Annotated in this window: 16 protein-coding genes, 14 tRNA genes and 2 pseudogenes; 14 read left to right on the top strand and 18 right to left on the bottom strand. The window is 38.5% G+C overall.

Going from position 1 to position 23293, the window contains the following annotated elements; genetic code table 11:
- Positions 1-78 precede the first annotated feature (78 nt).
- Together ACNSN2_RS09135 and ACNSN2_RS09130 are read right to left on the bottom strand one after the other, a co-directional pair.
- A tRNA-Val gene (locus ACNSN2_RS09135) sits at positions 79-154 on the bottom strand.
- 147 nt (positions 155-301) lie between these two features.
- Positions 302-377 (bottom strand) — tRNA-Val (locus ACNSN2_RS09130).
- A gap of 766 nt (positions 378-1143) precedes the next feature.
- On the opposite strand from ACNSN2_RS09130, the gene ACNSN2_RS09125 reads away from it, so the two are divergent.
- The 9 genes from ACNSN2_RS09125 to ACNSN2_RS09085 all read left to right on the top strand — a co-directional run bounded on the left by ACNSN2_RS09125 (position 1144) and on the right by ACNSN2_RS09085 (position 2887).
- Positions 1144-1219, top strand: a tRNA-Ala gene (locus ACNSN2_RS09125).
- A gap of 36 nt (positions 1220-1255) precedes the next feature.
- Positions 1256-1331, top strand: a tRNA-Glu gene (locus ACNSN2_RS09120).
- Positions 1332-1473: 142 nt separating this feature from the next.
- Positions 1474-1549: transfer RNA gene (locus ACNSN2_RS09115), tRNA-Glu, on the top strand.
- Positions 1550-1634: 85 nt separating this feature from the next.
- Positions 1635-1710, top strand: a tRNA-Glu gene (locus ACNSN2_RS09110).
- 92 nt (positions 1711-1802) lie between these two features.
- Positions 1803-1878: transfer RNA gene (locus tag ACNSN2_RS09105), tRNA-Glu, on the top strand.
- A gap of 85 nt (positions 1879-1963) precedes the next feature.
- Positions 1964-2039 (top strand) — tRNA-Glu (locus ACNSN2_RS09100).
- Between the two features lie 86 nt (positions 2040-2125).
- Positions 2126-2201, top strand: a tRNA-Glu gene (locus ACNSN2_RS09095).
- Positions 2202-2294: 93 nt separating this feature from the next.
- A tRNA-Glu gene (locus tag ACNSN2_RS09090) sits at positions 2295-2370 on the top strand.
- A 250-nt stretch (positions 2371-2620) separates the two neighbouring features.
- Positions 2621-2887 (top strand): DksA/TraR family C4-type zinc finger protein, encoded by a 267-nt coding sequence (locus ACNSN2_RS09085; protein WP_418607107.1) that lies wholly within the window; start codon positions 2621-2623, stop codon positions 2885-2887.
- 49 nt (positions 2888-2936) lie between these two features.
- Here the strand turns inward: ACNSN2_RS09085 and gloA are convergent, their stop codons facing one another.
- The gene (gene gloA / locus ACNSN2_RS09080; RefSeq protein ID WP_055013361.1) at positions 2937-3323 is read right to left on the bottom strand and encodes a lactoylglutathione lyase; all 387 of its coding nucleotides are present in this window, start codon (positions 3321-3323) and stop codon (positions 2937-2939) included.
- A 542-nt stretch (positions 3324-3865) separates the two neighbouring features.
- On the opposite strand from gloA, the gene ACNSN2_RS09075 reads away from it, so the two are divergent.
- Positions 3866-5500, top strand: coding sequence for a methyl-accepting chemotaxis protein (locus tag ACNSN2_RS09075; RefSeq protein ID WP_054201184.1), 1635 nt, complete (start codon positions 3866-3868; stop codon positions 5498-5500).
- A 114-nt stretch (positions 5501-5614) separates the two neighbouring features.
- Here the strand turns inward: ACNSN2_RS09075 and ACNSN2_RS09070 are convergent, their stop codons facing one another.
- A complete protein-coding gene (locus ACNSN2_RS09070; protein ID WP_418607105.1) occupies positions 5615-7525 on the bottom strand; it encodes an aminotransferase class V-fold PLP-dependent enzyme in 1911 nt (636 codons plus the stop codon).
- A gap of 84 nt (positions 7526-7609) precedes the next feature.
- Positions 7610-7828, bottom strand: a pseudogene (locus ACNSN2_RS09065) (endonuclease III); the annotation flags it as partial.
- Between the two features lie 458 nt (positions 7829-8286).
- On the opposite strand from ACNSN2_RS09065, the gene ACNSN2_RS09060 reads away from it, so the two are divergent.
- Positions 8287-10323, top strand: a complete 2037-nt coding sequence (locus tag ACNSN2_RS09060) for an ATP-dependent nuclease (RefSeq protein WP_418607103.1) — start codon at positions 8287-8289, stop codon at positions 10321-10323.
- The gene (locus ACNSN2_RS09055; protein ID WP_418607101.1) at positions 10320-12002 is read left to right on the top strand and encodes a UvrD-helicase domain-containing protein; all 1683 of its coding nucleotides are present in this window, start codon (positions 10320-10322) and stop codon (positions 12000-12002) included. Before ACNSN2_RS09060 ends, ACNSN2_RS09055 begins: the two co-directional genes overlap by 4 nt.
- Positions 12003-12270: 268 nt before the next feature.
- Here ACNSN2_RS09055 and ACNSN2_RS09050 read toward each other — a convergent pair.
- A pseudogene (locus ACNSN2_RS09050) lies at positions 12271-12510 on the bottom strand (endonuclease III); the annotation flags it as partial.
- Positions 12511-12695: 185 nt separating this feature from the next.
- Here ACNSN2_RS09050 and ACNSN2_RS09045 point away from each other — a divergent pair.
- Positions 12696-12869 (top strand): hypothetical protein, encoded by a 174-nt coding sequence (locus ACNSN2_RS09045; RefSeq protein ID WP_418607099.1) that lies wholly within the window; start codon positions 12696-12698, stop codon positions 12867-12869.
- Positions 12866-13420 (top strand): GNAT family N-acetyltransferase, encoded by a 555-nt coding sequence (locus tag ACNSN2_RS09040; protein ID WP_418607097.1) that lies wholly within the window; start codon positions 12866-12868, stop codon positions 13418-13420. Before ACNSN2_RS09045 ends, ACNSN2_RS09040 begins: the two co-directional genes overlap by 4 nt.
- 110 nt (positions 13421-13530) lie before the next feature.
- Here the strand turns inward: ACNSN2_RS09040 and nth are convergent, their stop codons facing one another.
- The 12 genes from nth to ACNSN2_RS08980 all read right to left on the bottom strand — a co-directional run bounded on the left by nth (position 13531) and on the right by ACNSN2_RS08980 (position 22980).
- A complete protein-coding gene (gene nth, locus ACNSN2_RS09035) occupies positions 13531-14163 on the bottom strand; it encodes an endonuclease III (protein ID WP_054201180.1) in 633 nt (210 codons plus the stop codon).
- Between the two features lie 45 nt (positions 14164-14208).
- Positions 14209-14907, bottom strand: a complete 699-nt coding sequence (locus ACNSN2_RS09030; RefSeq protein ID WP_010388435.1) for an electron transport complex subunit E — start codon at positions 14905-14907, stop codon at positions 14209-14211.
- Entirely contained in the window at positions 14904-15542 is a 639-nt protein-coding gene (rsxG, locus tag ACNSN2_RS09025) for an electron transport complex subunit RsxG (RefSeq protein ID WP_055013368.1), read from the bottom strand. The genes ACNSN2_RS09030 and rsxG overlap by 4 nt, the downstream gene beginning before the upstream one ends.
- Complete coding sequence (gene rsxD, locus ACNSN2_RS09020; protein ID WP_008115238.1) at positions 15539-16597, bottom strand: electron transport complex subunit RsxD; 1059 nt, start codon at positions 16595-16597, stop codon at positions 15539-15541. Before rsxD ends, rsxG begins: the two co-directional genes overlap by 4 nt.
- Positions 16594-19101 (bottom strand): electron transport complex subunit RsxC, encoded by a 2508-nt coding sequence (rsxC, locus tag ACNSN2_RS09015; RefSeq protein WP_418607093.1) that lies wholly within the window; start codon positions 19099-19101, stop codon positions 16594-16596. The genes rsxD and rsxC overlap by 4 nt, the downstream gene beginning before the upstream one ends.
- Positions 19102-19109: 8 nt before the next feature.
- Positions 19110-19664 (bottom strand): electron transport complex subunit RsxB, encoded by a 555-nt coding sequence (gene rsxB, locus ACNSN2_RS09010; RefSeq protein ID WP_008115242.1) that lies wholly within the window; start codon positions 19662-19664, stop codon positions 19110-19112.
- Between the two features lies 1 nt (position 19665).
- Positions 19666-20247, bottom strand: a complete 582-nt coding sequence (gene rsxA, locus ACNSN2_RS09005) for an electron transport complex subunit RsxA (RefSeq protein ID WP_008115244.1) — start codon at positions 20245-20247, stop codon at positions 19666-19668.
- Positions 20248-20491: 244 nt separating this feature from the next.
- A complete protein-coding gene (locus ACNSN2_RS09000) occupies positions 20492-22435 on the bottom strand; it encodes a GGDEF domain-containing protein (RefSeq protein ID WP_418607091.1) in 1944 nt (647 codons plus the stop codon).
- A 172-nt stretch (positions 22436-22607) separates the two neighbouring features.
- Positions 22608-22684 (bottom strand) — tRNA-Asn (locus ACNSN2_RS08995).
- A gap of 23 nt (positions 22685-22707) precedes the next feature.
- Positions 22708-22784: transfer RNA gene (locus ACNSN2_RS08990), tRNA-Asn, on the bottom strand.
- 21 nt (positions 22785-22805) lie between these two features.
- Positions 22806-22882: transfer RNA gene (locus ACNSN2_RS08985), tRNA-Asn, on the bottom strand.
- 21 nt (positions 22883-22903) lie between these two features.
- Positions 22904-22980: transfer RNA gene (locus ACNSN2_RS08980), tRNA-Asn, on the bottom strand.
- Between the last annotated feature and the right edge of the window lie 313 nt (positions 22981-23293).

Below are 23293 nucleotides of genomic sequence, written 5' to 3'. Positions count from 1 at the left end.
CTCATTTCTTGTAACTGAGCTAACGACCCATATTACAAATTTACACATGACTATTAACATAATAATAGATTTTATATGTGGTGGGTGATACTGGACTTGAACCAGTGACCCTCGCCTTGTAAGGGCGATGCTCTCCCAACTGAGCTAATCACCCACATATAAATTAAAACGCTACTATTAAAATAAATAGTACTGGACTTTAACCAGTGAACATAGCAATTACTTGTAAGTAAAATAATGCTCTCTTTTTCTGATTGGGTTAATAAACCCGTACAGAACTTAGATACGACACATTAAAATGTGGTGGGTGATACTGGACTTGAACCAGTGACCCTCGCCTTGTAAGGGCGATGCTCTCCCAACTGAGCTAATCACCCGCATCTAAACAACACCGCATTGCTGCGTTGTTGTGGGGCGCTATTATAGATAGACTTGTAAATGTGTCAACACTTGAATGATAAAAATGTGCTGAATGAAGCTTTTATAATCAATACAATGCAAATGGTGTTCACTTTATCAACAAGGTAACATAAAACGAACAATAAGCATGCATGGCTGGGCGCTAATGTAACTACATTCATATTCACTTGATAGGGCTCTGTTGCTTTTTAAGGATGAAAATTAATTCAATTTAGTGGTAATTGATTTGCCGAGCCAGGGTTGCAACCAAGAAATCAAAGTAAAGCTTTCTAGTGCAGATCATCCTGCCGATGTTATTCAATTGTTTAAACCACTCAAATTAACAAGTTGTTTATCGCTTAGCATAGTTAAGCTTTACAATTAGCATTTAATAAAATCCAGCTAGGCTATGATGGAAGTAGGCCCGTTTTAGGAGAAAAGCAGTGATAACTCAATTTGCATATAAATGTATACCTTTTGAGTCCGATGTGAATAGGTACTTTTAGTATTATAAAGTCGTTATTCTCAACTCAAACGCAAATGTGGCACACTTAACGTAACTCATGGTTACTAAATACTATGAAAATCTACTTTTTAGCATGTATGATAGCCAGTTTGTTGAAAATTAAACCATTTAAATAATGTCGCACAAAAAACTGTTGACTTTATTTTGGGGGGTGCATAGAATGCGCCCCGCACTAAGCGATACACGACGTGGTTATCACCGAGCGTATTGAATAAGTTGGGGCTATAGCTCAGCTGGGAGAGCGCTTCGCTGGCAGCGAAGAGGTCTGCGGTTCGATCCCGCATAGCTCCACCAATTTTTAGTGTTTGTCCTAGGGTAGCAGTTTTCTGTGTCCCCATCGTCTAGAGGCCTAGGACACCGCCCTTTCACGGCGGTAACAGGGGTTCGAATCCCCTTGGGGACGCCACTTAACTTTTAGTTAAAGGCGGTTTTACCGAGAAAATAGCGTAACACATAAAGCTCGAGTCTTTATTTGTACTATTGCGCCATTACCTTAAAGCTCAGGATGTGAGTTTAACTAATCAATTGTCCTAGTGACACTTTTTAGTGTCCCCATCGTCTAGAGGCCTAGGACACCGCCCTTTCACGGCGGTAACAGGGGTTCGAATCCCCTTGGGGACGCCACTTACTATTATACAGTAGGGTAGTGTTATTAAAGCTCGTCTGAATCGAGTCTAAACTTTCAGTTGTCCTAGTGACACTTTTTAGTGTCCCCATCGTCTAGAGGCCTAGGACACCGCCCTTTCACGGCGGTAACAGGGGTTCGAATCCCCTTGGGGACGCCACTTACTTATTTCTAATAGGGAAGTGCAGTGTTATTAAGCAACTCGCCTGAAACGAGTTAAACCATTCAGTTGTCCTAGTGACACTTTTTAGTGTCCCCATCGTCTAGAGGCCTAGGACACCGCCCTTTCACGGCGGTAACAGGGGTTCGAATCCCCTTGGGGACGCCACTTACTATTATACAGTAGGGTAGTGTTATTAAAGCTCGTCTGAATCGAGTCTAAACTTTCAGTTGTCCTAGTGACACTTTTTAGTGTCCCCATCGTCTAGAGGCCTAGGACACCGCCCTTTCACGGCGGTAACAGGGGTTCGAATCCCCTTGGGGACGCCACTTACTATTATACAGTAGGGTAGTGTTATTAAAGCTCGTCTGAATCGAGTCTAAACTATTCAGTTGTCCTAGTGACACTTTTTAGTGTCCCCATCGTCTAGAGGCCTAGGACACCGCCCTTTCACGGCGGTAACAGGGGTTCGAATCCCCTTGGGGACGCCACTTACTTATTTCTAATAGGGAAGTGCAGTGTTATTAAGCAACTCGCCTGAAACGAGTTAAACCATTCAGTTGTCCTAGTGACACTTTTTTAGTGTCCCCATCGTCTAGAGGCCTAGGACACCGCCCTTTCACGGCGGTAACAGGGGTTCGAATCCCCTTGGGGACGCCACTTACTTTTTCTAAAGTAGGTATGTGTTATTAAGATAAAAAACTTTCTGTTCAAGCATTTCTTACGTTCGTCTATAAAATACCTCTCTAAATTAAATATTTAGGTTTATCAAAGCCTAGAGTCACGATATTCACTCAAGTATTGTTCAACCTCAAAAGACTTAATTAAAAGTATCTGTGTTTTTTATTCAGGGCTTATAAATATTCTACTTGTTAATCTACATAAAACTTCCAAAAAATGAGGAGGATTTATGGCAAGTGGATGGGCGCGAGATGGCGCAATTCAAGATCAAATAGATGTAAGTGTTAATGATGCAGTGCAATACGCAAGAAGTAACCTAATTTCAGGAGCGAGCGCTGAGCTTTGTGATGAGTGTGACGAGAGAATACCACAAGCAAGAAGGTTAGCATTACCAGGCGTGCGCTACTGTATTTCATGCCAAGCGGAATTAGAAGGGCTACCAAGTAATGCTAACGCGTTTAATCGCCGTGGCAGTAAAGATAGTCAATTACGATAAAGGTGCTCAAGGCACCTTTTTTTATGGGTAAAATACTACCCGTGATTATTTATGATTTTTTCTGAATAAGTTCAATTGAGTAGCCATCTGGATCTTTTACAAACGCAATTTCTGTTGTGCCACCCTTTACTGGTCCTGGTTCACGGCTAACGTTACCACCAGCGCCCTTAATATCTTCACAGGCTTTATAAATATCATCAAACTCAATGGCGATATGGCCATAGGCATTACCTAAATCGTAGCTGTCGGTATCCCAGTTATAGGTTAGTTCAAGTACTGTCGTGTCAGTTTCATCACCGTATCCTACAAAGGCGAGGGTGTAGCGGTACTCTTCGTTATCAGCACGGCGTAACTCTTTCATACCAAGTACTTGAGTATAAAACGCAATTGATTTATCTAGATCAGCGACACGTAACATAGTATGTAATAAACGCATTTTTACCTCTAGGGTTTTTATTTTTAAACAGTAATATATTTAGTAGGTGATAAATAGTTAAATTAATCTTTAACTTATTAGAGAGTAAACCGACTTCCAATATTCTATTTAGATTTTATTATGTATTTTATTGATTAATATTCTCTTAGGCAACCAAATGAAAGTTCATTCAGCTAAACTATAATTTTATTTAATATCGCGGTGAATAATTTTGTTATAACTGCGTTTATGATCCTTAAGAATTAACTTTTTGCGACAAGATTTATAGCATTTAGTATATAAGCTAAGTAAAGAGAAATTATTAATCTAACTTTTGTGTTTTAAGGCACTCCAAATTAAGAACTATTGAAACCTTCAGCAAGAGTTACCTTTACTAATAAAGTACGATACTTATTAGAAGTTTTCAATCTGAAATATATTAGCTAAACTCAATCAACCATATCCAACTCACGATAGGGTAATTTATTTTTAATAATGAATGAAATTACAATTCACGCACTCAGCTAGTGATAAAGGTAGCTATTAAAATAAAGAGAAATTATATGAACTTGAAAGATTTAAGTGTTGGAAAAAAAATATGGGGGAGCTTTTCTCTAGTATTTATCATATTTCTTGTATTAACATTAGTTATGAGCAAAAGCTTATCTGAGTTAGATGCTAATGTTGATACCATCACACAAAATAGCTTACCCTCTATTAGTGAGTTAAAAAACGTACAGGTTATCCTAACTGAAATTCGTAAAGATGAGTTTTCGTTGATCCCAAATGCTAAAGATCCCAACTTACCTATGTGGTTAGAAGACTTAGACCAAAAGCGCAGTTTATTGGAGGAAACTTTAAAGAAATACGAGGCGATACCTCTTTCTGATGAAGAAGAGCAAGCTTTGAAAAAATTTAAGTCTGCATGGCAGATATATCAAAATGAAACGCGTAAATACGCCCAGTTTTTATCTTCAGGACAGTTAGAGGAAGCAAATAACGTTGTACTAATGAGTCTTCAAGAATATAAAGATGCTATAGCGAGCTTAAATAAGGCTATTAAACTAAATGAATTGGTAGTAGAGGAAATCTCACTAACGGTTAAAAGTAATATGAATTCTACCCAATGGGCTTCACTCATTGGTGCGTTGATAGTAATAGTCTTTATTATTGTAGCTTCTTTATGGCTTGTGCAGTCAGTTCGTTCACCTGTCCAGCAGGCTCTCACATTTGCATCTGCGATTGCTAAAGGTAAGTTGAATACTGTTTTGGACGATGAAAGTCTAAGTAAAGACGAGCTTGGCAATTTATTAATGCAGATTAATTTAATGCAAAATAATTTAAATAACCTAGTTACTCAAGTGAATGATGCAACAATTCAGCTAGCATCAGCGGTAGAGGAGGTAAGTGCTATTTCTTCTCAAACCGCGTCAGGTATGCAAAATCAGCAGTCAGAGCTCCATTCTGTTGCATCCGCGATGACTCAAATGCAGGCAGCAGTATCCGAAGTTGCGCAAAATACAGAACAAGCGGCAGGCTCAGCTAACGATTCAGCAAATATGGCTAAGGAAGGCAGTTTTCTACTTAATCAAATGGTTAGTGAAATATCAAAAGTTTCGTCAACAATAGGTGAATCGGGTAGATTGGCTAGTGACTTAGAGTCAAGCTCAAATAATATTAATGTTGTTGTTGACGTAATCGGATCAATTGCAGAGCAAACCAATTTACTTGCACTTAATGCGGCAATTGAAGCTGCAAGAGCAGGAGAGCAGGGTAGAGGTTTTGCCGTAGTTGCTGATGAGGTTCGCTCTCTTGCAAAAAGAACACAAGACTCTACACGTGAAATTGTTGATATAGTTGAGTTATTGCAGAAAAACTCGAAAGCAATGGAGCAGTCAAGTAAGCAGTGTCATGAAGGTATTATTTCGTGTGTAGAACAAGCTAAAAACGCAGGACTAAAAATAGATGAAATAGAGCAATCTGTTATTAAAATTGCTGATATGAGCATGCAAATTGCTACTGCTTGTAGTGAACAAACTGCGGTATCTGAAGATTTAAATCGTAGTGTTGAGCAAATAAATAGTGAGTCTACAGAAATGACCGAAGGGACTTCCCAAACTGCTATTGCGTGTAGTGAAATAAGTAAACTTGCACATGACTTAAAAGAAAGCTTAAGTCGCTTTGAGTTGCGAAAATAACGAACACGCCAACAGAGAGAAAACGCGGTTGTCAGAAACCGCGTTTTTTAAAATACATAGGATCTGTGCTCATTCAATTTCTTCGACCCCAAACAACAGCTTTACCCATAAAATCTATTTTTTAACCTTGCCCTTAAGAACATAGATTTCGCCATCAAAACTACCTTGAATTGTTAATCCTTGTCCTGCAAGCTCCTTAAGATAGTCTACATGCTCTTGTGTAATATGTTGCCCCGGAACCAAAAGCGGAATGCCTGGCGGGTAGGGCGTAACTAAACCGGCGCAAATGCGGTTGTTACTTTTGCTAATAGGTACCGATTCGCGCTCGCCATAAAAAGCTTCGCTTGGAATACAGGCTAAGTCTATAGCTGGTAGGTTTTCCGGTAAGCGAGAACGTCGCGTCGATGTGGCTAGTTTTACCTTGCCACTATCGAGTTTTTTCAACGCATTGTATAAACGAATGATCTTCGAACGCGTGCCGCCAAGAGTCAGTAACACCAAAATGGTACTGTGGGTGTATTTTTCTATTTCTAGGCCAATTTCATCGAGAAGATATTTATGAATATCTTTTAATGAATAGGGTAATTCGCTAATGTCGATGAGAATTTTTAGCGGATCGTGACCCATGTTATCACCACTAAAGTGTGGAAATATTTCCATAAAATCTTGTTTACCAAGCACTTTAATTTGTTTGAGTGAAGCCATCTGTTGTTTAAATTCTTCCACATGGTTCAACAAAGCATTGAGTAACTTATAGCCTTCCATCTCCAATTGCTTTTGGCACACATCAAGCGACGCGATAAGCTGATATTTCGGCGATGTACTGGCATAAATACTGTAAATCTCGCGAAAGAAATCAGCATCGAAATCAGGATCGTTAACATGAATATAAGACGCCTGAGAAAACGCCGATACCACTTTATGCGCTGAATGAGTAATATAATCAGCGCCAGCATGAATGGCGGAATAGTAACGTAAGCTTGGATGAAACAGCGAGTAAGCAAACCACGCTTCGTCTATAAACACCTTAATATCATGCTGATGAGCAAATTCTACCACCTGTTTGAGGTCGCTTAGCAGACCATCGTAAGTACAACCGGTAAGAACCAGTAATTTTGCATCGGTATTTTGTTCTATTGCTTGTTTTATATCAGCCAATGACGGTGGCGCAAAAATCCCATATTTAGGATTTAAAATACTCGACAAATAAATGGGTAAACTGGCTGATTGCAAAATGCCATAGTGCACAGATTTATGGCAATTACGGTCAATAATCACTTTATCGCCCTTGCGAAGCAGTGTCTGCAAGATGATTTTATTTGAGGTAGATGACCCATTGGTAACGAAATAGGTATGCTTGACTTCAAACGTCGCCGCAGCTGACTCTTGGGCACGGCCAATGGTATTGGTGCTATCTGATAATGAGCCTAACGAATCGACTGACACCGACAAGTCACCCACGAAGACATTACGGCCATAAAACTGATAAAAATCTTTAATATAAGGAGAATTTCTAAAGCTAGAACCGCCACTATGTCCTGGAGTGTGCCATGAATCATTCGACTCGCCAACATACCGGCGATACGCCGTCCAAAATGGGGTTTCTGAGCGATCATCGAAATCGTTAATCATATAACCTAAAATTGCTTCAGGGTCTGAGATTACTTCATCTTTAAAGAAGAAAGACTCAATCTCCTCCGACTCATTAACGATTTCTAGCCCTTTTGTATCATCACCAATAACATAAACGGGTAACTCAAGGCGGATCCTCTTTAGTTGCTCGATAAAGCGGCTATACATTTTCTCGCCTACTTTATTTTGCACATCCCAACTAAGTACAACAGCTTGAATATCGCCATCTTCTTCAACACACTCAAGCGCTTCTTTAAGTTCAAGACGTTCGATAATATCAATATGAATATCGCTTCGCTCAAAATTAGCAATTGTTTTTGACAAATTCGTTGAAAGCTCTTTTAAGATGCTGGGGTCTTGCTCAATTAACAATATACGAAGTAAGGGTAACATAGAGGGTCCGCACTATAATTTTATTTATACTCAGTAGCATAACTAAAGGAATGATACTTGTGAAATTAATACTTTGAAAATGTTCTAATAATTGCTAATACAGCTACCGCATTTTGGTTTACGGGCTGTACAAACATAACGACCATGTAAAATAAGCCAGATGATGCACATCTACTTTAAACTCTTTATGTACAACTTTTTCAAGTTTCATTGAATCACAACAACACCTTTATCCATGGTAAGTTCGGTAAGGTTAAATAGACGGAAAATATGCGTATTTACGGTTTTAGTTAGCCAGCTAAAGAATAATTAAGGTAGAAATAAAATATGTCTAATTGCACAAGGCTGGTTTTTGTCAAATGCACACAGTCAGTAACGTGATGTATGAAGTCTAGATTTAGCTTTATGTCTCAATAAGAGCTTTATGCTGTAATTCGTAAGCATTAAGTTTACTCAGTGTTAAATTAAGTGACGTAAGTTGGGTTGAGTATATCGAAACCCAACGAAACAATACCCAACCAATTAGCAGCAATATTTAGCATTATTGGTTGTCTTAAATAAGCTCAGGTCAGTAATATGGTGTCTGAAGACAATATTTGATCCCTTTGACTTTTGCTGTTACTGATTTAAATAAGGTTTCCCTGATAAATTGAACTAAATATCGTTTCAATTATTTAGAGTATGATAGATTGAAATACCTTATTAAGAATACTTTTTAAGCTAGGGAAATGAATTTACCTACATTAGATTGAGAGTGAAAAATGCGTTTAAATAAAATTTATATTTCAGGCTTTAAGAGTATTTCAAATGAATCACCGCAAACGTTGATGTTGGATTCTTCGTTAACTACTCTCATTGGTCATAATGGCACGGGTAAGAGCACTGCATTAGAGGCTTTAAATAAATTATTTTCTACTGATTCTAACCTTAGAGGGCTATCTAAAAATGATTTTAATGTCCCCTCTGTTGAACAAGCTGACACCCCTAAACATTTGGTGATTGAGGCTTGGTTTGATTTTCCTAAGCTCAATAAAGACAATGCAGAAATACCTTATTTATTAAATCAGATGGTGGCTACTGATGATTCTGGAAGCCTATTATTTAGAGTTAGACTTGAAGGTTCACTAACTTTTGATTACAACCCTACAGGTGAAGTTGAAGAAGATATCTGGACAGTTAGCAGTACAAAAAAAATACTTGATGACGAAGATAAAAATCGCTTATCTGGAGCAATTAGAAGTGCGATACAAGTTAATTATATCCCTGCCAACAGAGATCCTTTAATTCAATTAAAATATTCTTCAAAAGCAATTCTTGGGCGTTTATTAAAAGCGATACGTTGGACAGGCGTTGAAAAAGAAAGCTTTGAAAAAAAAGCTTCTGATTTAAATACCGTTGCTAAAAAATCACCTGCTTTGAAACAACTATCAGAAGCAATTGATACAAGTTGGAAGTCGATATATAAGGGGCGGTATTTAAAAGATGCAGATTTGAATTTTCCTCTTAGCAATATTGATGAAGTGCTTAAGTTATTACAATTACATTTTAATTCAGATGAATCTGGAAACAAAATGGATACATCTCTTTTAAGTGATGGTCAAAAATCACTTGCATATTTTGCACTAACCAAAGCCTTATTCGACATAGATAAATCAATTCAATCAGCTTCAATATCTGGTAAAGAAACTCATTTTGATGCGGAAAAAATGAAATTACCTATTTTCAGTTTAATATCTCTTGAAGAACCTGAGAATCATCTATCACCTCATTATTTAGGACGCATTATAAAGTTAATTTTAGAATATACAGAAGATGGTAATTGTCAGGCAATAATATCAACACATTCGGCTTCAATAGTTGGTCGTATTGAACCATCACAGATAAGACATTTTAGTTTAAATTCGGAAACTAAAAGCACTGCAATAACTAAGTTAGAATTACCTAAGAAAGAAGATGAAAAATCAAAGTACATTAGTGAAGCTATAAAAGCATATCCAGAAATTTACTTTGCAAAATTAGTTATTTTAGGGGAAGGAGATAGTGAGCAAGTCGTTTTACCTAAAATACTTGAAGCTTTTTCAACAGAAATTGATACTCATTCGATTTCAATAGTTCCCCTAGGTGGAAGGCATGTAAATCACTTTTGGCGTTTGTTAGAGTCTATAAATATTCCATATATTACATTGTTGGATTTAGATTTAGACCGGAATGGCGGTGGATTTGGGCGATTAAATTATGCAATAAAACAATTATATACCCATAAAAATGTGACTTACTTCCATGAAAAAATTCTGCCACTTTTACCTGAATGGAATGATGCATCTCATCCTAAAGATTTTAGAATTGATTATATGGACGTTGGGCTAATAAATATTATGGATGAGTTAGAAAAAAATAATGTGTTTTTTTCGAGTCCATTAGATATTGATTATTCAATGATAATGTCATTCCCAGATATATTTTGTTCTAAGGATGTAGTGCATGGTGAAAGAGGACCGAAAGGGGAAGCTGAAAATGAAAGTGCGGCAGATAAAGCTTCAAGAGAAAAATCCTTAATCAATGCTGTTCTAAAAGAAAGCAATGAAGGAGCTACCCATTACTCTGATGACTATCTGAATAATTTTTTGTGGTATAAATATAGATTTTTAGGTACTAAGAGTAAACCTGCTTCACATGTTCGCCTATTTTCAAAATTGGAAGACACGTATACCCCTGAAAAAATAAAAGAAATGTTACCGAAAGAATTAAAAAGACTTGCGTTGAAAACACAAAAAATTCTTGAGGATACTATCGAATGATTGTAGATAACTGGCTTCCAACTGAGGGTATTGAAGCAACACAGCAGTTGATGAATATTATTAAATTTGATGAAAGCTCTTTGTCTATTTTAGCTGGTGCAGGCTCAGGAAAAACAGAATTGTTAGCTCAAAAATCTAACTACCTTTTGGAGACTAATAAATGTAATTGGCCTAAACGCATATTATGTTTATCTTTTAAAACTGAGGCACAGGTAAATATTGGGAAAAGGGTAAAAAAGCGTTGTGGCTCAAAAGCTGAGCGTTTCGATTCATTCACATTCCATGCCTTTAGTAAAAGTATTGTTGATCGGTTCAAGAATGTTTTGCCCGAAAATGAAAGACCTTCTGAACGTTATGACATAGTTATGAAAAATTATCAGTCCAATGGTAAAAATAAAATTTGGATTGGATCTTTAATTAAAATGGCTTTAAGAATCGTAACGCTTAATGCTGATGTTAAATCTCTTTTTAATTTATCCTACCCTTATGTTTTCATAGATGAATTTCAAGATACCAGTTACGAGCAGTACAATTTAATACGCTGTTTGTTCATGGGTACTGATACCAAATTACTTTGTGTAGGTGATTTAAATCAAAGCATTATGCTATTTGCAAATGCTAATCCAACAGTTTTTGATGAATTTCAAAATGATTTTTGCCATGCCAATATAAAGAGAATGTTGCTAACAAAAAATTATAGGGCAACTGAAGAAATTCAAGACGTACTTAACAAGTTTTTAGAGTATGTAGAAGATGAAAATAATGTTCTTCAGCCTTTAACTAAGCCTTTATCTAACTGCAAAATTAAATATTTCCCTGATGAATTCAAAGAGTCCTCTTTTCTTGTGGAATATATTGCATCGCTAGTTGAGTCGGGAGTTAAAGAAGAGGAAATATGTGTTTTGACAAAGCAGCATTCTTCCAAGTATACGGCTGTATTGAGATCTGGACTTTCTAATAAAAGCATTAGAAATCTAGATATGACAGATTTACAAGACACTTTGAAAGAACCATTAGGTAGACTGTTCACTTTTATACTTAAAATATACACGTTGAAAGATGCTCAAAATTGGAGTGAATTTTGTGAGTTTTGTTTATCGCTGAATAATATAAGTAATGATGAAGAGGTTGAGTTCATTAACAAGCTAAGTCATCATGTTCACATAAATCAAAAATTATTTATTGGTACAGATCCAGCTAATTCTTTACTGAACCTAATTAAAGCAACATTTGAGTTTATTGGAATAAACAAAATAAAAGCAAGATGGGCGCAGTACAAATCATTAGAGTATTTTGGGTTAATATGGAAGCATCTTGAGTTGCATTTAAGAGACACTATTAATGTTACTTCCTCCTTAGAAGAAGCATCATTAATGTTTAATGCAGAAAATTCAGTTCAATTAATGAATGTTCATAAGTGTAAAGGGCTTGAATATCAATGTGTTATATTTATGGGGATGGAAGATGAAGCATTTTGGAATCATACTGATAACAACTTTGAAAGTAAATGTTTGATGTTTGTAGCTCTTTCCAGAGCTAAAGAAAGTATTTTAGTTACATTAGCTGGCGACAGAGAGCATAGAGGAAATCAAGATCGGTACTCAAATTTCAATAAAGTGGATCTGTTGTTTCAAACTCTTACTGGAAAATGTGGATTTAATTATGAAATCTGTAGTTAACAAAAAGTGAATTATGAGTTCGTCTTGTTGCCTCTTATAGCAACAAGACTTACGTGCCTCCATAAATTGTCAAACTAGTTGTAGCGATCACTACGTTATGCACTTACCATTTTGACGATTTCACGTTCAGGGTTTATATACTTTTTCTGGTAAATTCCAATTGCGGATGTCACAACTCCAAAACTAAATAAAAATCAAAGGGGTCAAACCTTGACCCCAGACATCATAATCATTAATTGTCCGCAATTTTCTCAACGTAGACTAAAGATTACTCTACCTTATCTTTAAACTCACACAAGTCTTCAATAATACAGCTGCCGCACTTAGGTTTACGTGCTACGCAAGTATAACGCCCGTGAAGAATGAGCCAATGGTGTACGTCTACTTTAAATTCTTTGGGGATCACTTTTTCGAGTTTTTGCTCAACGGCTACCACGTCTTTACCCATAGCGAGTTTAGTACGGTTTGATACACGTCCTATATGCGTGTCCACTGCTATTGTTGGCCAACTTAAATATAAGGAAGGCAGATATAACTAGCTTTCAAAATGTTGGTAGTTGAAATCCTAAAAAGCAAAGACCATGTGTTTGCATTAGGCTTCATCGGAACTTTTAGTTACAAAGTTAATCTGGTAACTCATATTACCTTGTGTTGTAGTTGCTATTAACTACAACACAAGATAGAGAATTATGTGTGAAAGAAGATATTGATGAATTAAAAAGTGAACTCCAAGCAAAACTTTTATTCTGGAATAGCCTAAAAAGTAAAAAAATTAAAGTTACATTTATATTCATATTTTTCGGTTTGATTGGATTAAAGGTTTTTACCACTATGTTAACTGTTGATTGGCTTACAGGGTTAATATGACCATTACTTTTCGTCCACTTAACAAGCGTGATATTAATTATTCAAAAGTTATTGAACTTTTTTTTGATGCTTTTCCTAACGTTCAACGACTACCAGCATGGGTTGTTAAATATAGGATGAGGAATGGAAAAAATGGCTTTGATGTTATTTATGATCATAATAAATGGGTTGGTTTTCTCTATACTAAAGAATATAAAAAAATTGTCTGTGTAAAGTTTTTTGCGATATCTGAATCGCTCCGTTCAAGTGGTTACGGAAGCAAAGTAATGGATTCTATGAACGAGAAGTATTCGGACAAAAGAATTGTTCTAACTATTGAAGAGCTTGATGAAAAGAAAGAAAACTATCAACAAAGAGTCAAGCGCAAAGCGTTCTATGAAAAAAATGGGTTCAGTTCTACCGGTTTTATTATCAGAGAGCCAGCTGAGCGGCAAGAAGTGCTTATACGTGGGGGAACTATCTCTCAAGAAGAAATAGAAGCTATGTACAAGCATTTTTTAGGCAATTTATTGTTTTCTTTACTTAAAATCGAAGTATTAAAAATTGAATAGGAATACCGTCATTTGAATGTAATTAATTAGTCATTAGCAGTTAAATAATGCATACAAACAACGAAGATAAAAACTTAAAGTTTACTTATTGGCTCAAAAAAGAATAAACATTATTCAGTCTTATCTTTAAACTCACATAAATCTTCAATAATACAGCTGCCACATTTAGGTTTTCGGGCAACACAGGTATAGCGACCATGCAAAATGAGCCAGTGATGTACATCGACTTTGAATTCTTTGGGGATCACTTTTTCGAGTTTTTGTTCAACCGCTACAACGTCTTTACCCATGGCAAGCTTAGTGCGGTTTGAAACACGGAAAATATGCGTATCTACAGCGATTGTCGGCCAGCCGAAGGCCGTATTTAATACTACGTTAGCAGTTTTACGGCCAACGCCAGGGAGGGCTTCTAGGGCTTCACGATTTTCTGGCACTTCACCGTTATGCTGATCTACCAATATTTGGCACATTTTATATACATTGGCTGCTTTTGAATTAAATAAGCCGATGGTTTTTATGTAATCACGCAGTGTGTCGTGGCCAATATCTAAAATGGCTTGTGGTGTATTAGCAACCGGAAATAATTTACGAGTGGCTTTATTTACCCCAACATCGGTTGCTTGTGCTGAAAGCGTAACGGCAACTAATAACTCAAACGGGCTTGAATATTCAAGCTCCGTTTCAGGATGTGGATTGTCGTCGCGTAAGCGAGTAAGTATTTGGTGACGTTTTTCTTTATTCATGTAACTTAAAACGCATTAGCTTTATTAAGTTAATACGTTTTCCCCTTAAGTTAAGCTAGTTACACGCGCTCTAGGGCCTTTTTCAGCTTCTGGCGGTGCGACTTGTTTTGATTTTATTTGTGCATCAATTACGTTTTTAGCGGCGATCAGCAGCCCAAGCCCTAAGAATGCGCCCGGTGGTAAAATGGCCAATAAAAACTGGCTATCAAAGCTAAATACTTCAATGCGCAATATAGCAGCCCAAGGCCCGAGTAATAAATCGGCACCATCAAATAATGTGCCTTGTCCAACCAGCTCTCGCATAGCGCCAAGTACAACTAGTACTAACATAAAGCCTAAGCCCATCATTAAGCCATCAAAGGCAGATAAGTGCACTGGATTTTTTGAGGCAAATGCTTCAGCACGGCCAATAATGGCGCAGTTGGTTACAATTAACGGAATGAAAATCCCTAAAGATTGGTAAAGGCCAAAAGTGTAAGCGTTCATTAACAGCTGTACTATTGTTACAAAACCGGCAATGATCATCACAAACACAGGTATTCTAATATCTTTAGGTACCCAGTTACGCACTATTGATACGGTAATATTAGAGCCCACTAATACCAATAAGGTTGCTAAGCCTAAACCTAGCGCATTAGTAATTGTAGAGGTAACAGCGAGTAAAGGGCATAAACCTAATAACTGTACCAAGGCAGGGTTATTTCCCCATAAGCCTTCTTTGTAAAGGGTTTTTAATTCGCTCATGGCGTTACCTCTGGGCATGCGTTTGCTGCTGTGAACAGAGCATCAAAGTTATCTTGTGCATAAAGTACCGCGTTTTTGACTGAGCCTACAACGGCACGAGGTGTAATTGTAGCGCCAGTAAACTGATCAAACTGGCCGCCGTCTTTTTTAACGGCCCAACGATCGTCACTTTCGCTTTGTACTGTTTTTGCATTAAATGTGGTGATCCAGTCTGATTTTTTTATTTCAACTTTATCACCTAAACCTGGTGTTTCTTCATGTTTGGTTACCCTTACACCCGCAATGGTACCATCGCGATATACTGCACTGAGTAAGTTTATATCACCACTGTAGCCGCTAGGGGTGACATGACGAATGACTAATGCCACAGGTTCGTTATCTTTTCGGGCACGATAAATAACTTGGTTGTCGTATGGCCCTAGTAATGGATCAGATATAATTACACAATCTTGCGATAGCTCATTGCTGTATTTGGAATGCGGCAATACTTCTTGAAGCTGATTAGTTAATTGTAATTGCTCTTGCTCTGCAATTTTATCAGCGGTAAGTGTATTAATTGTGGCAACGAGTCCCGTTGTTAGTAACGCAAACCCACACAATATTGCGCCATTTTTTACCATTGAAGAAATAATCATTTTACTGCTCCATGGCCATAGGTTCTTGGTTGTGTATAGTAATCGATAAGCGGTACCGCTATGTTTATTAACAACACCCCAAATGCAACTGCATCAGGAAAACCACCAAAGGTGCGAATTAAATACACGATTAAACCAATTGCTGCACCATAAATAAGGCGACCTCGATTGGTGGTTGCAGCTGATACAGGATCGGTGGCGATAAAAAAGGCCCCCAGCATAGTCGCACCACTAAACAAGTGAAACACTACACCCGGCTCTGTACCTGGCGAGGCAATATAACCAATTGCTGCGCATAAGCTTAAGCTTGCAATAAAACTCACTGGTATATGCCAGTTAATTACTTTTGTTTTTAACAGGTAAAGGCCGCCGAGTAAGAAGGCTAAGTTAACCCATCCCCAACCTAGGCCAGTCCACTCATTAAATACGCTCTTTTGCATGCTCTCTGTCACCGTTAGGCCGTGAGCAATATCTGTTTTTAAGGTATCAAGTGGGGTAGCCATTGTGCTGCCGTCTATTCCTACTCGGAGCTGATCTAAGCTGTATCCTAACGTGGTAAAGTCGCTAAAGATTAAGCTTAACTGCTGGCTAAAAGTAATACCCGTATTAAGTAATTCTGTAACGGGTAACCAAGCAGTCATTTGCACAGGGAACGACACTAATAAAAGCACATACGCTGCCATTGCAGGGTTAAATAAATTAAACCCTAAACCACCATATAGCTGTTTAACAATAACTATGGCAAACAAACACCCTATAACAATAATCCACCAAGGCGCTAAAGGCGGAATACTTATTGCCAATAACACACCGGTAAGCCATGCACTGCCATCGCTTAATGCAGGCCAAATAGGGCGCTTACGCATTAACATCACGGCTGCTTCAAACGCGCTTACACACACTAACGCTAATAATAATTGGATAAGGACACCGGTGCCAAAAAATACAACTTGCGCAATAACACCAGGAATACAAGCCGCAATCACAGTTAACATTAACCGTGTCACAGATTTGTGACTATGATTGTGGGGTGAACTGGCCATGGTTAGTTTCATGACTGATCATTTCCTTCTTTTTGTTGCTTTTTAGCTTTAGCGCGAGCAATAGCGGCGGCTACGGCGGCTTTATTTTTTTCTTGAGCTGTTTGCTGTGAACCTTGTGAAGGTTCATCGTTGCTTTGTGGCTCAGTGTTTTCACTTTGTTTTGCTAATTCATCAGCTTGCGCTGCTTTTTTAGCTTTAGCGCGGGCAATAGCGGCTGCCACGGCAGCTTTTTTATCATCGGCGGCGACAGGCGATTCACTTATTGCGTCATCGCTTTGTGTTTGCTCAGCAGCTTGCGCTGCTTTTTTGGCTTTAGCGCGGGCAATAGCGGCAGCGACGGCGGCTTTTTTATCATCGGCAGCAGCTGGAGATTCACTTGCTATGTCATCGTTTGGTGTTTGCTCAGCAGCTTGCGCTGCCTTTTTAGCTTTAGCACGGGCGATGGCTGCAGCGACGGCAGCTTTTTTATCATCGGCAGCAGCTGGAGATTCACTTGCAGTGTCATCGCTTGCTGTTTGCTCATTAGCTTGTGCTGCCTTTTTGGCTTTAGCGCGGGCAATAGCGGCAGCGACGGCAGCTTTTTTATCATCGGCAGCAACTGGAGATTCACTTGCAGTGTCATCGCTTGCTGTTTCCTCATTAGCTTGTGCTGCTTTTTTGGCTTTAGCACGGGCAATGGCTGCAGCGACGGCGGCTTTTTTATCATCTGCAGCAGCTGGAGATTCACTTGTTGTGTCATCAGTTGCTGTTTGCTCATTAGCTTGTGCTGCCTTTTTGGCTTTAGCGCGGGCAATAGCGGCTGCAACTGCTGACTTTTTGTCATCTACAGCTTCGTCATCACCATTATTTTGTGCTTTTTGCTCTTTATAAAGGCGAGCTTGCTCTTTACGGGCAGCGCGTTCTTTTGCAACTTCACTGTTATCTGGCTCAAGTTCGCCACCTTGCTTTTTAGCTTTAGCACGCGCAATTGCCGCTGCTACAGCTGATTTATTGTCACCATCGCTGGTTTTATCTTTAACGCGGGCAAGGGCATCGGCTACTTTTTGCTGTTCTTCGGTTGATTTAGCTGCTGGCTTACGTTTGTGACGATTTTTTCGCTCAGCTTGTTCTTGCTCTAAACGCGCTTTACGTGCATCAAATCGTTCTTTAGCGCGATCAGATTTTATCTTCTCGGCAATTTGCTCTTTAATCTCAACTTTTGCAACGCGGTAGTACTGAACGAGTGGTATTTCACTTGGGCAAACATAGGCACACGCGCCACATTCAATACAATCAAATAAGTTATGTTCTTGGAGTTTGTCGTATTCTTTTGATTTAGCAAACCACTGTAACTGCTGTGGTAACAATGAAGCAGGGCACGCATCTGCACAGGCACTACAGCGAATACAGGCTTTTTCTGGGCCAGGCTCTGCTAATTCTTTATGATCTGGAGCAAGTATGCAGTTTGTTGTTTTAACAACGCCAATACGAACCGTAGGTAAGGTAAAGCCCATCATAGGACCGCCCATGACCACACGTTGTTGTGGCACAGGTGAAAACCCTTGGCAATCCAGTAAGTGTTTTATCTCAGTACCTAATAGCGCCCATACATTACCGGGCTTATGTATGGTATTGCCGGTAACGGTAACTACACGTTCAATTAACGGTTTGCCTTCGTATACAGCTTGCTGTATAGCAAATAAAGTGCCGGTGTTATGCACTAAAATACCGATATCAGCAGGAATGCCACCATTAGGAACTTCACGATTAGTGAGTAGCTTTATCAGCTGTTTTTCACCGCCAGAAGGGTAAACCGTGGGCACGGTTTGTATTAAAATATGCTCGTTATGCTTCGCCGCTTCAGTCATGGCTGTGATAGCCTCGGGCTTATTGTCTTCAATACCAATAATACACAGGGTAGGGTTGAGCAGCTGTTGCATGAGCTCAATACCTTTGACTATTTCAGCGGCATGTTCACGCATTAAGGTATCGTCAGCCGTAATATAAGGTTCACACTCAACCGCGTTCACGATTAAAAACTCAATCGGCTGCTTAATATCTGCTTTAACGTAGGTTGGAAAACCTGCGCCTCCCATACCAGAAATCCCCGCGTTATGAATAACATCAACGAGTTCATCGTGTGATGCATTGGCTGGGTTTGCTAAAGGCGATAGTTCACACCAGGTATCTTTGCCATCGGGTTCAATAATAATGCTTAATTCAGGCAAAGCAGAAGGGTGTGCTGATGGCATAGGCGTAATATCAATAATAGTGCCTGATGTAGGTGCATGCACAGGTACCGACCAGTTAGCAGAAGGCTTAGTTAATGGTTGACCTTTTAATACGTGCTGGCTTTTTTCTACAATTAACTTGCCGCTAGCGCCAATATGCTGCTTTAAAGGCAGAACGAGTTTTTCAGGCAAAGGAAGGCGCGCAATAGGCGTATTATTAGATAATGACTTTTGCTGCGGAGGATGTACGCCGCCAGGAAATGCCCAAACGGTGCCTTTTTTTATTTGTTCAAGTAACTTTTCCACTCAAACCTCTAATCTATTTGGGTAACAGGAATAGCGTCTAGTTGCCATTTCCAAGTTTGTTTTGTTGGTGCAACGGGTAGCATGTCAATACAATCGACCGGACAAGGTTCAACGCACAAGTCACAGCCTGTACATTCGTCAATTAGAACGGTGTGCATTTGTCGGGTTGCACCAACAATGGCATCAACAGGGCAGGCTTGAATACATTTGGTACAACCAATACATTCATCTTCGCGAATGTAGGCCACCGTTTTAACTGGCTCGGCTTGTTCGCCGCCGGCTAGAGGTTTAGCCTCAACACCCATCAAATCAGCCAACTTTTTAACTGTCGCATCACCACCGGGTGGGCACTTGTTTATTTCATCGCCATTGGCAATGGCTTCTGCATAAGGGCGACAACCAGGATAACCACATTGACCACATTGTGTTTGTGGCAAAATGGTATCGATTTGCTCCACTACAGGATTACCCTCAACTCGAAAACGTACGGCTGCAAATCCTAAAATTAATCCGAAAATTAACGCCAGTAAACCCAGCGCTATTAAAGCGTACAACAAGGTCATATTAAAACTTCACTAATCCAGTAAAACCCATAAAGGCCATTGACATTAAACCTGCCGTTATCATTGCGATTGAAGCACCTTTAAATGGAGTGGGAACATCTGCTGCGGCTAGGCGTTCGCGTAATGCCGCAAATAAAACTAAAACTAATGAAAAACCCACTGCGGCACCAAACCCATAGACGGCAGATTGTAAAAAGGTGTGATCTTCTTTGATATTTAATAAAGCAACACCGAGTACTGCACAGTTAGTCGTTATTAAAGGTAAAAATATTCCCAATAAACGATATAGCGTTGGACTGGTTTTTCTAACAACCATTTCAGTAAATTGAACAACCACTGCAATAACTAAAATAAAGCTCATTGTTTTCAGGTAGGTGATATCTAGTGGTAATAAAATATACTCGTTTACTAAATAACTGGTCACAGAGGCAAGCGTTAGCACAAAGGTAGTTGCTAAAGACATACCTATGGCTGTATCAAGTTTTCCTGATACACCCATAAACGGGCAAAGGCCTAAAAATTGTACTAATACAAAGTTGTTAACTAACACTGTTCCAATTAATAACAAGACGTATTCTGTCATGTGTGCCTCACGCTAATAAAATCCCGTGTATTATCCTTTTTTCTACTGCGATTAACAACACGTTGAGTGATTATCAGTTAAATAAACAACGTTAAATAATGGGCTAATTGTAAAGGGTTAAATTTAAGGGAGTTTGCAATTAAAAAACTGTCAGCATTTTAACGGCTGAACAGTCATAAAAGCACACTTTAAAAAGTAAAAAAGAGCATAAATGCTCTTTTTTATTATTAAATAGGGTAATTAGTTAGATGTCTTTAGGCTTTTCAATATAGTAACCTTGGACACCATCAAGGCATAGGGTTTCTACAATGTGCTTTTCTTCTTGGCTTTCAACGCCCTCTGCAAAAACACTAACGCCAATTCTATGAGCAAGGTCGACCATTAAACGCATAAAGTATTGATTGTTTTTATCGTCCTCTAAACCTCGGGTATAGCTTGCATCCATTTTAATAAAGTCTGGTTTTAAATCTCTGAAAAATTTAAATGAGGTGAGTCCGACACCAAAGCGTTCTACAGTTATTCTGGCACCAACGCGATGCACCATATCAATAAAGCGTTTGCTTGCTTTAATGTTTTGTTGAAGACCAAATTCACTCACTTCAAAAATTAACTTAGAAGCAATATGCGTATCTTTAAGTAAACGGCGCTCTAACCAAATCATAAACTGGTCGCTATGCGCGCTTGAAGGGGTAATATTTAAGCCAAAATACTTTTCAGATAAATTACTCGATTTTATTCTTTCTAAAGATGAGTCTATTATCAGCTTGTCAATTTCAATAGCCATATCGAGCTTTTCAGCCATTGCTAAAAATGAAGCAGTAGGCAAAGCTTGGTTTTCTTCTGTTTTGAAGCGGGCCTGAATTTCAGCATAGGCTTTAATGCTTTTGCCCAAAGGCATAATATTTTGAATCACCAAATGGACGCTTTTAGACTCAATTACTTCGTTGATCACTTTACGCCAGTTTTGGTTACCAAATCCTGCGCTCACGTTATTAACTAGATCAGTATCGCGCTGTACATGCCATGCATTAGCTTGTTTAGACTGAGCCATGCTCATTGCATTATCAACAATAGAGAGCAACTCACCTAAAGGCTTTGATTTTTCGTAACCAACAATACCTGTGTTTGCAACCGAGCTAAGCTCTTGGTTTTGCATATATTGAGTAAAGCGAGATTGTAAGTTCTCACCAAACTTTTCAGCTTCTTTCAACGGGGTATTTGGTAAAATTGTTATAAAATCAGAGCTGTTAACTCTAAAAACTTGGCTGCCGGAATAGGTGCCACTGATACTTACAATAATATCTGCAACGGCTTTAATGTATTCATCACCTTTTTGATAACCGCGGCTTTGATTTATAGACTGCAACTCGCTACAGCGAACGAGTGCTAAAGAGCCAAATGTACTTACTTCGGTGTTTTCAATATTCTTTTCGTAGTAATCAACAAACATATTGCGATTACCTAACTCAGTCACACCGTCTTTGTAGGCCTCACGTTTTATTGTGTGTGCAGCATTTTTTATATTGTCATTCTTACTTTTTAAAAAGTGCGATAAACGATTAAAGCTAGGAATTAAACTTTTCCCTAACTTAGCTAACTCTGGCGAATCAATTTTAGTCGCAAAATCATCGCCTAGTTGATTTTGGTTTATATAAATATCAATGACATCAGCAACGTCCGTACATATATTGTCATTAATGTGCTTAACAATGGTTTTCATCAATGCAATAGGTATTAGAGCGAGTAGGGTGCTAATAATTAAAATTATAAAAAAAGCAGTTTGAAACTGCTCACTCAAGTGAGTGATATTAATTTTAAATTCAACTTTTATATCGGCGTTATCATTAGTGGCATACTGAGGGCGCACTGAGTTGTTGCTTGACTGAATAAGTTCGGCAATAACAGGCAATTGCGGTGCGTTGTTAACTGAAAATACTTCAGCACCTTGATAATCACGTAAGGTAAAGTGTGAAAAGGTTTCACTGCTTGCAAGTGTGTTTTTTAAGTTATCAGCAGAGAGGTCAGTTGCAGATAGGTTTTTAATATATTGCTCGACTGTCGCTTGCGCATTTTTTTGAGCTTTACCGATGGCACTATCAAAATTTTGGCTAATAAAATAACAGCCAGCGGTCACAAGAATCAACCAAGCCATCAGTTGTATAAAAATAAGTTTTTTAAAAGCTGCCATTGTTTAATCTTTATATGTCAAAGGGGAGGACACAACCTCATGATTATTAAAATAATTATAGCTTGATAGAGAAAGTTATCAAATAGTTAGTTTTTGTAATCAAAAAAGTTTTTGTTTTAAAAGAGAAATGGTAGAGCAAATTTGAAGAGATGTCTATGGAAGTGTAGTAAATTGGCTCCCCCTCCCCGACTCGAACGGGGGACCTGCGGATTAACAGTCCGTCGCTCTAACCAACTGAGCTAAGGGGGAACTAAAATGTACTTTTTATGATTTGGCTCCCCCTCCCCGACTCGAACGGGGGACCTGCGGATTAACAGTCCGTCGCTCTAACCAACTGAGCTAAGGGGGAACTACATCATAAACATAAACTTGGCTCCCCCTCCCCGACTCGAACGGGGGACCTGCGGATTAACAGTCCGTCGCTCTAACCAACTGAGCTAAGGGGGAATCGTTTATGGCTGAAAAACTTGGCTCCCCCTCCCCGACTCGAACGGGGGACCTGCGGATTAACAGTCCGTCGCTCTAACCAACTGAGCTAAGGGGGAAGCGTCTTGCCTTTCAACGGGGCGAAATATTAATGACCGCATAGCAAAGTGTCAACATATAAAAGATCATAAATTCAAAAAAGAGGTCTATTCGTTGTTTTTATGTGCAATCTGCGCGTTTTATAACACTATTTAAGTAAAGCGTAGTGATATTGTTTTACAAAAACAGCGTAATATTTGAATCAAGTAAGGATCTTTATCCAATAAAAGTTGCCATAAAATTTTAAAAAGTAGCTTTTAGTAACAAAAAACTGGTCTATTTCCTTTATTTTTAAAAAGACTTTATAAACGTATTTAAAATAAATACCTCACT

The organism is Pseudoalteromonas sp. US3C1013, from assembly GCF_048401115.1.
Classification (GTDB): domain Bacteria; phylum Pseudomonadota; class Gammaproteobacteria; order Enterobacterales; family Alteromonadaceae; genus Pseudoalteromonas; species Pseudoalteromonas undina.
This window is presented reverse-complemented; position numbering and strand designations above follow the sequence as displayed.